Source organism: Pseudoalteromonas luteoviolacea NCIMB 1944 (assembly GCF_001625565.1).
In the GTDB taxonomy this organism is placed as follows: domain Bacteria; phylum Pseudomonadota; class Gammaproteobacteria; order Enterobacterales; family Alteromonadaceae; genus Pseudoalteromonas; species Pseudoalteromonas luteoviolacea_F.
Genome location: NZ_AUXS01000075.1, coordinates 461,062 through 477,885, shown reverse-complemented (window position 1 = coordinate 477,885; position 16,824 = coordinate 461,062). Strand labels below are relative to the sequence as shown.

The 16,824-nt window shown below is 43.1% G+C and carries 12 protein-coding genes; 5 read left to right on the top strand and 7 right to left on the bottom strand.

Annotated features, from left to right (window positions below):
- Window positions 1-10 precede the first annotated feature (10 nt).
- A complete protein-coding gene (locus N483_RS24410) occupies window positions 11-361 on the top strand; it encodes a hypothetical protein (RefSeq protein ID WP_023398747.1) in 351 nt (116 codons plus the stop codon).
- 51 nt (window positions 362-412) lie between these two features.
- Here the strand turns inward: N483_RS24410 and queE are convergent, their stop codons facing one another.
- Window positions 413-1,078, bottom strand: coding sequence for a 7-carboxy-7-deazaguanine synthase QueE (gene queE / locus N483_RS24405; RefSeq protein WP_023398746.1), 666 nt, complete (start codon window positions 1,076-1,078; stop codon window positions 413-415).
- Window positions 1,079-1,224: 146 nt separating this feature from the next.
- On the opposite strand from queE, the gene queC reads away from it, so the two are divergent.
- The 4 genes from queC to N483_RS24385 all read left to right on the top strand — a co-directional run bounded on the left by queC (window position 1,225) and on the right by N483_RS24385 (window position 5,695).
- Entirely contained in the window at window positions 1,225-1,881 is a 657-nt protein-coding gene (queC, locus tag N483_RS24400; protein ID WP_023398745.1) for a 7-cyano-7-deazaguanine synthase QueC, read from the top strand.
- A 174-nt stretch (window positions 1,882-2,055) separates the two neighbouring features.
- Window positions 2,056-2,286, top strand: a complete 231-nt coding sequence (locus N483_RS24395; RefSeq protein WP_023398744.1) for a hypothetical protein — start codon at window positions 2,056-2,058, stop codon at window positions 2,284-2,286.
- A 403-nt stretch (window positions 2,287-2,689) separates the two neighbouring features.
- The gene (locus N483_RS24390) at window positions 2,690-5,209 is read left to right on the top strand and encodes a TonB-dependent receptor plug domain-containing protein (RefSeq protein WP_023398743.1); all 2,520 of its coding nucleotides are present in this window, start codon (window positions 2,690-2,692) and stop codon (window positions 5,207-5,209) included.
- Between the two features lie 294 nt (window positions 5,210-5,503).
- Window positions 5,504-5,695: a hypothetical protein gene (locus N483_RS24385; RefSeq protein ID WP_023398742.1), complete on the top strand. Its 192-nt coding sequence runs from the start codon at window positions 5,504-5,506 to the stop codon at window positions 5,693-5,695.
- 415 nt (window positions 5,696-6,110) lie between these two features.
- On the opposite strand, the gene N483_RS24380 is transcribed toward N483_RS24385, so the two are convergent.
- From N483_RS24380 to N483_RS24355, 6 genes are all read right to left on the bottom strand, one after another.
- Window positions 6,111-6,338 (bottom strand): hypothetical protein, encoded by a 228-nt coding sequence (locus N483_RS24380; RefSeq protein WP_023398741.1) that lies wholly within the window; start codon window positions 6,336-6,338, stop codon window positions 6,111-6,113.
- Between the two features lie 260 nt (window positions 6,339-6,598).
- Entirely contained in the window at window positions 6,599-7,366 is a 768-nt protein-coding gene (locus N483_RS24375; RefSeq protein ID WP_023398740.1) for a hypothetical protein, read from the bottom strand.
- Window positions 7,367-7,521: 155 nt separating this feature from the next.
- A complete protein-coding gene (locus N483_RS24370) occupies window positions 7,522-8,811 on the bottom strand; it encodes a Glu/Leu/Phe/Val family dehydrogenase (RefSeq protein WP_023398739.1) in 1,290 nt (429 codons plus the stop codon).
- Between the two features lie 91 nt (window positions 8,812-8,902).
- Window positions 8,903-10,882, bottom strand: coding sequence for a UvrD-helicase domain-containing protein (locus N483_RS24365; protein WP_023398738.1), 1,980 nt, complete (start codon window positions 10,880-10,882; stop codon window positions 8,903-8,905).
- A gap of 152 nt (window positions 10,883-11,034) precedes the next feature.
- The gene (locus tag N483_RS24360; RefSeq protein ID WP_063383398.1) at window positions 11,035-13,221 is read right to left on the bottom strand and encodes a TonB-dependent receptor; all 2,187 of its coding nucleotides are present in this window, start codon (window positions 13,219-13,221) and stop codon (window positions 11,035-11,037) included.
- A gap of 348 nt (window positions 13,222-13,569) precedes the next feature.
- Window positions 13,570-16,821: a non-ribosomal peptide synthetase gene (locus N483_RS24355; protein WP_023398735.1), complete on the bottom strand. Its 3,252-nt coding sequence runs from the start codon at window positions 16,819-16,821 to the stop codon at window positions 13,570-13,572.
- Between the last annotated feature and the right edge of the window lie 3 nt (window positions 16,822-16,824).

Sequence of the window (16,824 nt, the reverse complement as noted above, 5' to 3'; positions counted from 1 at the left end):
AGGATTAAACATGAAAAAGCTTTTCTTCGCCCTTTTGGCCGTTTCCTCTTCAGCCCTGTTTACGACAAATGCGCAAGCATCAACATCTGGTCCAAAGATTGATAACCTGTACCCAACTTCATTTTACTTAAGGGGCGGTGATGGCCTGTATGTGGAGTTTCAGGCTGGTAGCATGCCTGGATGCAGTCATGGCAGAGGCGGACGCTTAGAGAAGTCAAACTTTAACTATGATCAACTGTACGCTTTGATGCTAACCATGATGACAACAAAGTCTTTCTCAGGTCGCATCATTTTCAATGAAACGAGCCACAATGGTTGGTGGAAGTGCTCAATTTCAGGTATTGAAGCATTCCCACAATAAAATGACCGTTTTTGACATTTTTTTGTAAATTAAAAGCGCCTCGAAGCGCTTTTAATTTATACCTATATACTTGTGAACTTGGATCGATAATCGCCAGTTTTTCTTAACACAGGTATCAATGGCTAATTTTGTCGCCTTCGCCTTTTGGCTGATCGGCTGTAAGTAAATAAGTTTAGGCCTAACCCCTGTTTGTTCAAACAAACCTTCTAACTCATCAATATGTTTTTGCATTGCAACTGGGTGCTTGATTTCATCCGCTCTTTGCATTGCAGAGGTCAGTACATCGTATCCACCACGCATATTAATTTTCGGTGATACCGTGACCCAAGTCTCTTTTGGAACCAAAATTTCAAATGTACCGCTGGTTTCAACTTGCGTCGTGTACCCCGACTGGTGCAATAGCTCACACAGCTCATTTAGGTCATACATACAGGGCTCACCACCGGTGATCACGATATGCTTAGCCGTATAACCTCGCTGTTCAAATTGAGTCATGATTTCCTGCGGCGTGGCATTAGCCCACCACTCTGAGTCCGCTTTTTTCTCCACCGTTTTGTCCAAACTCACTAGATAAGTCGGATTCACATCCCATGTTTGCTTTGTGTCGCACCAAGCACACCCAACAGGGCACCCTTGTAAGCGAACAAAAATAGACGGGGTACCCGTAAAGCTTGCTTCACCTTGGATGGTTTCAAAAACTTCATTAATTTTGTACAAAACAGCTCCAAACTACTCAATATATTTTGCGAAAATAACCTGCTAAAATTGTCATTTTTTCAGCGGCCGTGTAGTATATCGCGCCCTGAAGCAAACCTCTATTAAAATCGAGGCAAAACCTGAGGCATTTATCCGAGGTATCTCCAATGAGCGAAAAAGTCGTTGTTATCTATTCTGGTGGCATGGATTCTTACACCGTGCTAAACAAAGCCCTACAAGAGGGGCATGAGGTTTATGCGCTATCTTTTAACTATGGACAACGACATGTCAAAGAGTTAGAAGTAGCCAAAAGTGTCTGCGACAGTTTAAACGTAGCACATAAAATTGTTGACATATCTGCAATCAACCAACTTCTTGCTGGTTCTTCACTTACCGATGACATTGATGTGCCAGAAGGCCATTACGAAGAAGAGAGCATGAAGAGCACAATCGTGCCAAATCGTAATATGATTTTGCTCTCGCTAGCAGTTGGTTATGCAGTTTCTTTGAAAGCTAACAAAGTATTTTACGGCGCACACTCAGGTGACCATGCTATCTACCCCGATTGCAGACCTGAATTTGTAAAAAAAATGGACGATGTTTGCCGGATCGCCAACTATGACGAAGTTGAGATTGTATGTCCTTATTTAAACAATTCGAAAATTGATATTTTGACGGATGGTTTGAAGATGGGCCTAGACTATCGCCATACATGGACGTGTTATAACGGCCGTGAAAAAGCATGTGGTAAATGTGGCGCGTGCCAAGAGCGCTTGGAAGCATTTGAATTAAATAAAGCGACCGATCCACTCCCGTACGAATAAACGTCAACTGCTATGCCCAAAATGAACTTGGGTATAGCAGCTTCTGGGACTTTTTACTTCATTCATCCAATTCACAACCTGCATTTCTTCTTACATTTAATCTGACACTTGTCACTATACTCAACACAAAATTCAACTATGATTAAATCTAATCAAGTTATGGAGATTGATCTTATGTCAGGTACTACAATGGTATTTTTAATCGTACTTGTGAGTGTTGGCTTTGGTGTTATCAGTGACTTATATAGCAAGTACTTAAAAGCCAATAAACTAAGTGGGTTAAATAAACAAGAGAGCGACCAACTAAAGAACGAAATTGCACAATTAAAAGACCGTGTCGCCGTGCTAGAAAAAATTGTCACCGATGAAGGCTACCAAGTAGATAAAGAAATCAAAGGCCTTTAGCGCTTCCTGCACTCGCGCATTTATGCCATACCATCGCAAGTTTTGACTCTAGGCGAGCCGCTAATGTGCGGCTACGCCAAACCCACCGCTAAAAATGTGGCACAATGTGTATCTAACTCCACCCTAAACAACCAAGCAAAATATCCTATTCATAAACTTAAAAAAGTTGAGAATGTTAAAATACAGCACTCAAAAAATTAATATATTTAATTTTATTAATAACTTGAAAGCGGTAGGTAGCGATGTTTTTCTGATAAAATAGCCAAAGGTTAGAAGTTATAAACTATAACAAAATTGAATTTAACGACGCATAAATTACTCTTTAGTATCCCCCCTCCATAGAACAATCAGTCTCATTCATTGAGCTATTCATATCACCGAAATCAACTCGCTAGGATATACCATGTTAAAACCAAGCTTCTTGGCAGCGTCAGTTAGCCTGATACTCGCTTCTGCACCTGCTTTCACCATCACTGCGCAGGCATCTTCAAGTCAGTCTCCTGAACTAAAGCCAGAAGTTATCGAAGTAACAGGAACTCGACGCAGTTTACGTAGCATTGCCGAAAGTACAGTACCTGTCGATATCATCGGCTTGGACGAAATTAATAGCTCAGGTCAGTTGGAGTTAAGCCAAGTACTGACCACCCTTATTCCTAGTTTTAACTTTCCAAATTCACAGCTTGCCGATGGCACAGATCATGCCCGCCCAGCTGTTTTGAGAGGTTTAGCTCCTGATCACACACTAGTATTGATCAATGGCAAACGCCGCCACTCTAGTGCACTGTTAAACCTCAATGGTACTGTCGGACGAGGTTCATCAGCGGTTGATCTCAACATGATCCCTACAGCGGCAATTAAGCGCATTGAAGTGCTTAGAGACGGTGCAGCAGCACAATACGGTTCGGACGCCATTGCAGGCGTTATCAACATTGTATTGAAAGATGCGGACAGTGGCGGCTCTATAAACTTTACCTATGGTAAATATGACACGCAAATGGCCGGTGCAAAACAACTTGAAAGCGCTTATCAAGATGACCAGGGCGACCTTGCATTTAACCTAGCACAAGACCGACGCATAAGTGACGGTAACACAGGCACTCTGAGCGGTAACATCGGCCTACCTTTAGGCAAAAATGGTTATATTCACCTCAGTGCTGAAGCGCGTAATAAAGCCCCTTCAAATCGCTCAGGTTTTGACCCAAGAGAGCAGTACGCCAGAGATGAGCAAGGCAACTTAGACCCAAGAGAGTTCGAGGCCGAACGTTATAACCATAGATTTGGTAAAGCTGATATTGAAGATGTCGCATTCTTTTACAACGCAGGTTATGACCTGTCTGACACTCTGTCTGTTTATTCATTTGGCAGTTACTCAGAACGTGAAGGTAACTCGGGCGGCTTTTTCCGTCGCGCTAACGACAAAAGAAATGTCGTCGAAATTTATCCGAATGGCTTCTTGCCACAAATTACAACCAAGGTAGATGATTTTGCGTTGGCAATTGGCGCAAAATCACATCTGGCAGGATGGGATTTAGACAGCAGCGTAAACTATGGCCGAAACCAGTTCAATTTTGGTGTCACCAATAGCTTAAACACGTCAATGGGCACAACGAGCCCGACCGAGTTTGATAACGGTGCACTCATTTATGACCAGCTTACGCTCAACTTTGACGCTAAGAACAGCTTTGATTTTGGTTTGTATGAAGAAGTATTTATCACCATTGGTGGCGAATACCGCAATGAATCCTACCAAATTGAGGTTGGTGAAGAAGCGTCTTATCTGACTGTTCTCAACGCTGATGGCACTCCTGTTGCCGCTGGCGGCGCACAGGTTTTAGCAGGCTTTTCGCCGGCAAGTGCGGTTGATGAATCTCGCCATAACTTTGCACTATTCACAGAGTTTGATACGTATCTGAACGCCGACTGGAACCTAATTGCAGCTGCACGCTATGAAGATTATAGCGACTTCGGTTCTACCTTAACGGGTAAACTTGCGACACGCTATGCTATCAATGATGCTTTGTCTTTCAGAGGGGCTATCAGCACAGGGTTCCGAGCACCTTCATTAGCACAATCATCATACAAGTCAGTAGCAACAGTCTTTGAAAACGGTGTACCAAATGAAGTCGGTTTATTCCCAGTCGATACCCCGGCGGCACAAGCACTTGGCGCACGCCCTCTAGATGCAGAAGAATCCGTAAACATGACTGCTGGTTTTATTTATACATATGATGCGTTTAGTTTGACTCTTGACGCTTATCGCATAGATATAGACGACCGAATTGTACTATCAGAGAACCTAAGTGGTGACGCCGTCGAACGCATTCTAAACAATGCCGGAGAGCATAATGTCCAGCGCGTCAGATACTTTACAAATGCCATCGACTCGCGCACTCAGGGTGTCGATATCGTCGCCACTTACAACTTTGATCTAAGCACTTTAGGTAGTCTTAATGTAAGTGCGGCACTTAACTTAAACGATACTGAAGTGACACGAGTCAAAAACAATCCAGCAGAGCTTGCTGCACTAGGTGATGAGTACCAATATTTTGCGCGTAGAGAAATTGCTCGCTTTGAAGAGGGGACGCCTCAAGATAAGCTCAACTTAGTTGCAACATGGCAGTATCAAAACTGGACTGCGATATTAAAAGCAACTCGCTACGGTGAAACAACAGATTCCTCAAGTACAGTCGAAAAAGACGAAGTACTAGAGGCAAAATGGATCACCGATTTAGAAGTGGCTTATCAGTACTCAGAACAGTGGCGCTTTGCTATTGGTGCAAATAACTTATTTGATCAATACCCGCAAGACACGGTTGGTAATATTGGGTTTAGTAACTTTAACCAGATCTTCCCATATTCTGCTTTCTCCGCTTACAACACGGATGGCAGGTTTGTATATGCTAAAGCCTCATATAGCTTTTAAATAAACGCCCCCTGTCACCTGTACGCATGCGTATCGGTGACAGGCATTTCCTCTCTTTCCAATCACTGCTTCGCCCCACACACAGATATTCAGCCAGTCTAAAAAACATGCTTGCCTTTTATTTTCCTTTCATGGTATTAATAAATTAATGTCACCTAAATTCACATTTACCAATAAAGTATTTAAGTGGTAATAAGGCTGAATCACCGTACTATCAGCCTGGTGAATAATAATGACATTACTTAAATATAAACCTAAGAAGTAAGTACAAACAAAAAAAGAAGGATATTTATTATGAACTTAAAGCTAAATAAAAAAAGCATTAAAAAATTAACGTCAGCTAAAAATGCACTACCTAAAGGCGCTACGCCACAAGTAGCTGGTGGCTTTGAGATGAGTGTTGATCTGTGCAATACAGATGGTGTTTGCTGGACTCAACAGCGTCCAGGCCAACCATGTGGTATTTATACGGGTAACTGTCACTAATTATATTTAGTGTAATAAAAATATGTGCGCATTAAAATGGAGCTATATCGATATTTTTTGCGCACATGCAAGCTAACCCAGCTGTATAGCTCCCATATTAAAACCAATCACAGGTAATACCCTTTCACCTTATTAAACCAGAACTTCACATCTAAAAAGTAAGATCCATAAATAACCAGTTCATTCCAAGGCGATTAAAGACCTCAAAGCAACTTTAATACTTGAAAAGAAATATAAATTTAGATAACAAATAGATAATTAAAAATATGTACTGAACGCTTTGTGCTACAAAGTTTTTATTGAAAAAATGTACCTATTTAAACTATAAATAACTGGCTTTTGTTACAACCAAGATGGGCCAATAAAGTTTCTCCGAGCAAAAAAATAAGCCGCATTTTTCGCGGCTTAGCTATTATTACCAGTAATGGATATATGAGTTTCTATAGTTCAAGAATTTATTTTGATATTTACATGAACCAATCGCGCGATACTCTTCACCATAGAATCCTGTGTAACGATGCACTTTAACTAACTGCCATCTGCAGTTGTCATTAAAGCTTGGATCACTTGATGACCATGCGAGCGCCTGTCCTGAGGCCATGAGTAGCCCTGCTAATACTGTACCTTGCAATAACTTATGCATGCTTAATCTCCTTAATGATTAATATGTCCGTAATGAAAAATGTTTAACTAACATTGAAAAACTTCGCTTTGTACTTTTATGGCCCTGTTCAGATTTTGACTTCTTGGACCAACTCCATACCATCGACAATACGTACAATTTATTATCGATCATCACCACTATTGAACTTATTTCGACGCCAAACACACATTGGCTACATAACACTGCTGGTCCATACTGCGCCACAATGAGCAAATAAACAGATGTACCTTATCGCTTCTTTACAGCCCTGTGTTTTGACGAAATTCCACATCAGTATTTGACAAATTAAACCCCTGCATAGTCCGCGCAATATAAACAGTCACTTCATCCGTTAATGGGTCTTTTTCTATCATCATAGGTAACGCCCCATGACCACCAGCTTGTTCATCCAGCGCGGAGCTTAAATCCATAGATAGCGTACGCACCTCGTCATCACTTGCCACAAAAACACTGATCGCACATTGATTACTGCGGCATTTTGCACGCTCGAACGGGTATATACTTAATCCGTCCGTGTCGAAAAGTTCAGTGAGTACTTGCTGTTGCGGCATCGCCCACTCTTCATCAATGGGCTCTTGTGCAAACATTGTCGCGATATTTTTATCAACCCGCTCACGTTGAGACTGGATATAAAGCTCAATGTCTTTGATAGCTAATGCTGATTGAAGTTGAGAAAAGCGCGCTTGTGATACATGGATATCTTCGTTAGGCGTGAAAAGTTGCGTCACGCCTATTTGCTCCTCAGGCAGAGAAAATACATTTGACTTTGTGTCATGCTCTGAGGAGGTCATGCTGATGGGAGCTGGGCTTTCACCCTCTAACGGTACGCCATGCTTAACTGGGACTTCGAGACATACACCGTCAACTTGATTATCAATGTGAGAGTCGGCTAGAGCGACTGCGCTCTGACGATTCGTTAAAGTATCGATAAGGTATATACTTATGAGTAAGAGAATTACGTATTTTATAGAAATTTTAGTCTTTAAAATTGCGTCGATTGTGGCCATTAAATATGCATTACATTTGGTTACCTCTTGCCGTTTTATACCGCAACAGTACAAAAAACAACCAGCAATGCAATTATTATGAGAATAGTATTGGAAGATGCGTGATTTAGTATTGTGTAATTATTCTAACGCCAATGGGTATCTTTGACTCTGGATTAAGAATTAGCACTAAAGTATTCATGGGTTCCATGCGCTTCTATCGCCATCGATAAGTTGTTCAAAGCCAGCGCATAAACAGCTTCTCGCATACCGAGGTTATCAGCTACATGCAAGGACCACGCTTTTTCAAATGCGTTGTGTATATATTCTGACAATTTTTTCGCGACATTGTCTTCACTCCACTGCATTCCCTGACGATTTTGGCACCACTCAAAGTAGCTTACAATCACCCCTCCTGCATTGGCTAAAATATCTGGGATCACCAACGTATTTTTAGCTTTCAAAATGACATCGGCTTTTGCACTAATTGGCCCATTAGCGATTTCGACGATTGTTTTTGCTTTGATTTGTGCTGCGTTGCTGTCGGTGATCACCCCTGCGATTGCCGCTGGTACTAAGATATCGACATCGAGCTCTAACAGTGCCTGATTGGAGAGCTTGGTATGCTCTATCAATTCACATACCGAGCCTTCACAGTAAACAGCTTGAAGTTGTTTACTGTGCTGCTTTTTGAACTCAATACTTTGAATGTCCAATCCACCTTCTGCGTATATGGCTCCTTGAGAATCACTGACGGCGACAACTTTATAACCCGCTTGTTGGAGCAGTTTTGCGCATTGCGCACCACCATTACCAAATCCTTGTATGGCAACCGTTTTTTTATTCCTCTGCCAGTCAAGTTTACTGGCCAGTGCTTCAATACATAAAAACGCCCCTGTTCCTGTTGCGGTATCTCTACCACGACTACCGCCAAAGACGAGCGGCTTGCCAGTGAATGCCGATGGGGATTTACAGCGCGTAATGGTTTGATATTCATCCATCATCCAGCCCATGATCCGCTCATTGGTATACATATCCGGCGCAGGGATATCTGTATCCGGGCCAATGAAGTCGGCCATTGCGCGAACATAAGCACGGGAAAGGCGCTCTATTTCAAGTGCAGATAACGACTTTGCATCAACGGCGACGCCCCCTTTTGCCCCACCAAATGGCACATTGACCGCGGCGCACTTGAGCGTCATCCAAAGCGCCAAGGCTTCAACCTCACTTTGGTCGACATCCAAATGAAATCGGATCCCGCCCTTTGTTGGTCCCAGCAAATTATTGTAGTGGCAGCGATAGGCATTAAAGTAGGCTGTTTTCCCATTGTCTTTACGAATGGACACGTAACAAGTTAGGGTGCATAAAGGCTGACTTAAAGCCTGAAGTGTATCTCTAGAAATGTTTAGTTGATTTGCAATCGTCGCGAGCCGCACCAGTGCATCTGCCAGTATATTTTCCGCCATTGTAGGCTCCAAATGTAGGCTGTGATACTCAAACTCTAGCTCTCACTGGACGACATTTCTAATTATGTGATGAATATTCTCAATATCTTAACTAAAGGTGGGTCGATATTTCTGCAATAAAATGACTCGGCTTTTTCGGAGACATGATATACGCCTGACGCTTTGCACGAGTCAGGGCAACATAGAATAAACGCCTTTCTTCTGCATCTGGATAAGCTTCCAGATTGGGCAAAAAAGCTTCAACAAGCTCATCGTTTTTTCGCTTTGCTGGGACTGAGTCACTATCAAGGCCTGTCAAAATCGTGTAGTCAGCTTCTTTACCTTTTGCCGCATGAAATGTCATTGCACTAATATTCAAGTGTGTGTACTGCTCATTCAACAATAACAAGGCTTCTTTTGACGGCAATTGTTTATGATAACGCGCCAAAATCATCACCGACACGTTACGTGCTGAGTTGCCCGCTATTTTTTTAATTACAAAAGTGAATGAGTTCTCTGATACTTCTGGGGTGATCAAAACGGATGGCTCATCAGGCACGCTTTGTGCTCGCACTTGTTTGACAATTTGCTGAGGGTTTTGGCAGATAAAGTCACTGGCTAAATCTAACAAATCTTGACCATAGCGAAAGGTTTTATCCAATTGCATCACAGTCGATGGACCAAAGTGCTGTGCAAAATGTGTTGTTAGTGTGAGGTCAGCACCACTGAAGCGGTATATAGATTGCCAATCATCCCCAACTGCAAACAGGTGGCTACGAGAGTGTTGGGCAAGAAGTACTTTCACAAGTTCCGCACGCACAGGGGAGATATCTTGAAACTCGTCCACTAAAATATGAACCCAGGGGCTTTGAAACTGACCTGACTTTACATACTTAATCGCTCGGCTGATCATATCGTCATAGTCAATGCTCTGCTCATTGGATAAATACAACTGGTATTCAGTCAATACTGGACGAAACACCGCCAATACTGATTCATACTGCCCTTCTATGTGCTGCATATTACCTACACTTGCAGCCTGTTTATATAAACCTATCAGTTCACTAAACAGTCGCACGACACGTGACACAGACGGCGAAGCAAAATCAATTTCGGTATCACTTTTTACCAATTTAAATTCTGACTTTAGTAGCGTAAGAAAACGTGTTTTAAACTCTTGATCTTGGCACAGAGACACCAGTGTTTCATGTATAAACTGTCTTTTTTGCTGCTCGCTATTAGACATGTTTGACAATACTGGCGCACGACCCTCTACCTCCGTTAGAATAAATGTCCCAAGGCTGTGAAATGTTCGGCATGTGGCATCAAGCCTTGCATACTTTAAGCGTTGATGCATTTCATCTGCTGCGTCTTTGCCATAGGCTAACATCAGTATCTGGCTACTCTGCGCAATTTTTGACGCCAACAAATAACCCACTTTGGCAATCATCACACTGGTTTTCCCAGTGCCTGCACCGGCAAGCAATAGTTGCCTTTCATCAACCACCACACAGGCTCGACGTTGTGCAATCGTTAGCGGCTGTGCTGCTACTGAATCAAAATAGGCTTCAAAGTCATGCAACTGCTTTTTAATAAAAGCTTCCCTGAACTCATCGATATCCTGCTGCTGCCAGTGATGTACTTCTTCTAGTGTAAAACGTGTTTGACCTAGATGGGGTTCAAACCGCTTGTCTAAAGACCAAGTTAACCAATACTGGGCTAGTTCAGAGGTCATCCGCTGCGCAGCCGACAAAAGACTGTGTGATAAATAGCGCTTTTCCAGCAATGATTCTAACTTCAAAATACTTTGCTTTAGCTTGTTCACATGGGAGCTCAACCACAACTTTTGCAGCTCAAATTGTGCAAGCTCAATGTCACATGCCTGAATACGTACTTTAAAGCTCGCATCGGCTGTGAAAACCTGTATTTTTGGCGTGATCTTACCGTTGAGTATAACGGGGGGCTGAGATTGTGACTGCCACGTATACAGTTTTTTGACCGATTTAGTCTCTATTGAAATTCCTTTAGCAGAAATCGCCATGGCGCTAACGCCATCCATAATTCGAGATAATGTGTGAACAGTAAACTGCATTCAATCTTCAGCTTGAGTCGAGTGTATTGCAGAGTGTAGGGGAATCCAGCAAGGCTGTCATTGAATATTCATTGCGAAAAGCCAAATTTAAAGAGCGCTTTCAACTCTCTACAAAAGTGAAAAGGCCAGCATAGGCCGGCCTTATTGTTAAATTAGTCTAGCCAAAAGTCTTTTCTGAACTTTAAGCCAAATTCACTTCGGTCATTGCTGCGCATCACACCAACAAAGCCAGCTTGTTGCAAACGGCCAACATCATATACTTCGTTAAATACATTCTCACCATATAAGGTAATTTCTGTATCGCCTTCGCTGTTAGTATAAGAAAGATTGAATCCAAATAGCTCACGAGATTCAATGAATTCATTTGGGTTATTCACTGACTGGCCCTGCATATCAGAACGGTAAGAGTAACTTGCATTCACAGCAACCGTCGCACCTGAATCAAGGTCCATAAAGTATGAAGGGGCAACCATAACAGTCCAACGCGGCGTCAAAGCTGGTGCATTGCCTACCGTGATCCCTTGCACACCCTCATCAACATGCGTGATTTCAGAGTCTAGATAGCCCACTGAGCTGCGAATACTAAAATCATCTGTCACAGCGACTGTTGTTTCTAGCTCGATACCCTGTGCGCGTGACTCACCGGCATTTTCAATGTATGTATTGAATCCATTTGACGGGTCATTAAATGGCAATGCCAAATCTGTGTAATCTGTGATAAATACCGCAACCATCATAGACACGCGATCATGAACTTGGCCTTTAAAGCCGACTTCGTAGTTAAGCGCTTTAGTTTCATCAAATGACACAAATGCGTCTGCACCACCAAATGGGCGCGGCGGGAAACCACCACTTTGATACCCTTTTTGTATTTGAGCATAAACGTTCATATCACGATTTAATTGATAGGCCGCGTTCACATCCCAAGTTACTTCATCAAACTCAGCTTCTGCATTCTTTGCAAAGTAAGTGAAGTCCGCTTTTGCATCCTTTGAGTCTTCTGAATATCTTAAACCACCACCCAAGCTTAACTGCTCGGTAATGTCGAAACTCGCATTAAAGTAGGCTGCATAAGAGTCGGTTTCTTGTTCAATACGGAAAGAGCCCGGTGCAGCTGGCGTATTGAATGGCGAATATACGTAAGGTGCCGATGCTGTGAAGCCATCTTCGTTAAAGTAGTACAAGCCCGATACAAAATCCCAAGAATCAAATGTACCATTTAGCTGAAATTCAACTGAAAACTGATCCGCGCCACCCTCTTCAGGAAACTCTGACAAATGAAGTGGCGTGCCATCATCATCAAGGCCACCGGTGTAATCAGAACTGCGTTTGCTGGTGATAAACTTAACCGCGTAGACATCATTTACCTGCCAATCTGCGATCACTGATGCACCCCAACCAGAATAATCAGTGCTTTCAATACCAGCCACTGTTGATCCTAAATCATCAGGGTTGTCTGGTAACATGCTCTCTTTCAGTAATGGGAAGTCGCCATTGTCAGGGTTATTTGCATCAAGACCGCCTGTTACCTCAATTGTGTAAGGAGATTGTCCTGATTCGTTATCTACCCCATCAAGGGCTACATTTAAACTAAAGTCACTGCTTGGCTGCCATTTAAGCGCCAAACGACCACTCATTTCTTGTTCTTCACCAATTTCTTTTTCAGGGTTCGCTAGGTTTACCGCATGGCCAACACCATCGCGCTCTTTATAAGACGCGTTAGCTGCAAAGCTCCACTGGTCATTGATGGTTTGGTTTGTGTAGATATCTCCACCAAGTCTGCCTCGAGAGCCTACTTTCGACTCAACGCGAACAATGTCTTCACTGCCTGGCTTTTTAGTGATGATGTTAACTGCACCACCAAGTGTATTACGACCATATAGTGTGCCTTGTGGGCCACGAAGCACTTCTACACGCTCAATATTGGGCAGTGATAAGTTAGACCCCATTTGACGGCCTAAGTAAACACCATCAACATAGACACCCACGCCAGGATCTGTGGTGATAACGTGATCTTGAAGACCAATACCACGAATAAATACCGAAGCATGTGCGGCATTACCAACACCATAACGAGTGATATTTAGATTTGGAACAAATTTACCAATGTCATCTAAATTGCTCATGTTGCCTTTTTCAATAGCTTCCGAGCCAATAGAAGTGATCGCGGTTGGTGTTTCAAACAGGCTTTCAGTACGTTTACGTGCTGTAACTTCAATTTTCTCAAAAGTATTATTTTTAGCCTGAGTATCTTCAGCTGCAAAGGATGGTAAGCTCACTGCGGATAAAATCGCAGCACTAAGCGCAGATAGACCAACGCGTGGTAAAACTGTTGTCATAAAATCTCCAAAGGAATCGCCGTGTGTGTATTCAGCCTGAGGGAGGCTGCTAGCTTATGCTGTATAAAAAACAGACATAAAAAAAGATGCGTAATACGCACCTCTTTCCTCTGGAAGGTTATTATACCCAATAAATGATAAAATCTAAATAAAAATTTAATGAATATTTTTATATGCAAATATTTTACCTTTGAAAAACACTTAATTTATATAAACTGCACTTTCAAAGACAATCATTTACATCTCCAAACTCGCCATTCACTGCGTGCTCTGCCAGACTGAGCACGCGCAGATTTTATACTAAAGTAATCTTGTGTTCGCTAAGTGCCTTATCCATAAACTCGCAACTTAAAACGCCATAATCTCAACCTCATCGGCAGCTTCAAGTTCTTCATCAAGGGCTGATTGCGAGGTCGCAAGTGCCACCAGTTCAGCCTGTTGGTGAATGGTTACTGCGCTAAACAGCTCCGCAAGTTGCAACTCAACCGCCAACTGACTTTCTATATTTTGCAGTAGTTGATTCACCAACAATGAATGCCCACCTAAATTAAAAAAACTGGCTGTACAGCTGACTTTTTCGCTGTCCAAACCCAGTAACTCAGCCCAAATATACACCAGCTTTTCTTCAACTTCCGTAGACGGGGCGACATACTCACCATGTAAATTGCTACTTTCTGGGTCGGGCAATGCCTGTTTGTCAATTTTTCCATTTGGCGTAAGTGGCCACTCTTCAATAAAAATCAGTATGCTGGGCACCATATATTCAGGCAACTGGGCACCCAATGCCGCTTTTATGGCGTCAATCGAGTCCGCATTACTTGCTTCTTTGCTGTGCTGTTTTACATACCCGACAAGTTGCTGACTGTCCGCGATATGCGCTGCCACCACTTTTGCAGAGTGCACACCTGTGAGGCGGTGCAACGCACTCTCTACTTCAGCCAGTTCAATTCGGAACCCCCGGATCTTCACTTGGTCATCTATTCGCCCCATAAACTCCAAGTTATCATCTGCTAAATACCTAACTAAATCGCCTGTTTTATAAAGCTTTTTAGAACTACCTTTGACGTTATGGTCATAATATGGGTTATCGATGAAACGCTCAGCAGTCAAACTTAGCCTGTGTAAATAACCTCGTGCAAGCCCTTGTCCACCAATATAAAGTTCCCCTATCGTTCCGTGAGGCAGAACCCTCTGTGCCTCATCAAGCACATAAAACTGCGTATTTTGAATCGCTTTACCCATGTGGCAATACGACGTATCGAGGGCTGCAATGGCAGACCAAACGGTCGTCTCAGTTGGGCCATACATGTTGAAGACCTGACTGTCAGGACATTTATTGTGGAAAGTTTCTAACAGCGTCGGAGATAGGGCTTCTCCGCCACACAACAGAGACATTTTAGCGCTGCTTTGCCAGCCGAAATCGAACAAAGATTTCCATAAACTCGGCGTCGCCTGGATTAATGTGATGTGATGGTTTGTAATTAATTGGGTGATTTTTTCTGGTGTTTTGCGCTGTTCATCAGTGGCGACGATGAGTGCTGCACCTGCACCCAAAGTGACGTAAAACTCCAGAACATGAATGTCAAAATTAATGGAAGTTTGCGCTAATACCTTATCTTCACTAGATACCGATAACGCATCACACATACCTGAGATGAAATTCGACACTGATTGGTGCTCTATCATGACTCCTTTGGGTTTTCCGGTAGAGCCCGACGTATAGATAACATACGCGAGGTGTTCTGAGTTTAGCCCCAAAGTCCGTTTATCAAGATTGCGAGTATCATAGTCGACCAAAAAGTGATTCGATGTCGTCGCAAAGTCATCTAGCTCCACGACAGTCCCCTGATATGAGGTAGACAAAGATTGACCGCCAATCGTATCTGCCAGTACCACTGCGAGCTGGCTATCTTCAATCATATAGTTAAGCCGCTCTTCGGGGTAAGTCGGATCCAAAGGAACATACGCCGCCCCCGCTTTCATTATTCCGATCATGCTAATAACCATTTCTAAAGAGCGGCTCATACAAACACCTACCAAGGAGTTTGGTTGTACGCCATGATCGCCAATTAAATAATGTGCAAGTTGATTGGCCTTGTTATTCAATTCACCATAGCTCATTGAGCTGTCATGACAAATCAGCGCAACGGCGTTAGGTCTGGTATTTGCTTGGAGCTCAAAAAATTCGTGTATACACTGACTTTTTGCGTGATCAACCCAGCTGTTATTGATGCCAAGAATCAAGTGCTGAAACTGTTCATGATCAATAAAGGGAAGATCTTTCACTGCATAAGCAGCTTCGTCGCATATCGCAGAAAGTATCAGCTCGAATGATGTCAACATGCTCTGAATGGTCGAACGCTCAAACTGTTCAGCTGAAAAATGGCAGCCCAGATTCATACCGTGATAAGATTCAACCATGTTGACTGATAAGGGCACTGGAATATTTATCGGCATAGAGCGGCATTTACGAAGCGTACCTCCGATACGAGCTAATGCTTGGCTATCTCCGAGCCACTTTTCATAACTCACCACCACATCAAAAGCAGGGGCCGTGCTGTCAAAGCGAGTAAATAGGTCGAGATGCTGTTTCCCATCCACCTCATCTAATGACTCCAACAGCGCATCCCGTACAGCCCCAAGAATGATATCAAGGCTGGAATTTTCATCGACAACATGACGACTGCCAATAACCGTGTCAAAAGCCCCTAACATCTCATTTGATAAGCTGCTGCGACGAGTGGAAACCACATGACCTACATGCCAATCGGCCAAACCCGCTTTAACTAACATCACATCAAAGGCACATTTTAAAACCGTAAAAGCGGTTAACCCCTTTGATTGCGCGAACTCCTTGAGCTTACGAACTTGATTTGCGCCTATGTTGTGCTGTTCAAATAAAGTACACCTATCTTGCGGGTGCTCACTCTGAGCCAAATCTGCCCGTGTAAGTACGTCACCTTCACCCGCATGCGCATTTAATATTTGCCCCACAGGCTCTGCCATACTTTTGGCAGCATCTGGTTCCACAAGGCACGCTAAATATTGCCGCTGTACAGGTGTTAAGGCACGCCCCAAATCACGGACATAGTCTTCATATATCGAACAAAACTCTTTTAATATGATTGCTTTGCACTCTGGCTCAGCAATGGCACTGTGAACACGCAGTATCAATACACTGCCCGCGTCTTCGCATGCGCCGTCACATACAACTAACGATGCGCCAATAAGGGGCTCTGACGCGAGGTCGAAGCGCTTATTTTGCTCGGTACGTATTAACTTCTCAACGAGCTCACTATCCAACAGCTCATCCGCTGACAGGTTAAACTGTTGCAACGCTATCGCACTTTTTGGTGATACGTGCACATGCACTTGTTCGCCACTTAATACGAACCGAGTTCGAAGAATATCATGGCGAGCAACAATCGAATTTAGCGCTTTTTCCACCAACGTACTGTCAATCTGAAAGTCAAACTCCAATACCAGCGCACTATCTAAAGGTGCTTGCTCAGTCAGTGGACTTGCCAAGCTTTTTAGCACTCTTTTTAGGCGTGATGAAAGTATCCCATCAGATAGGGTGTCGCTTATTTTAGTATTCATTAT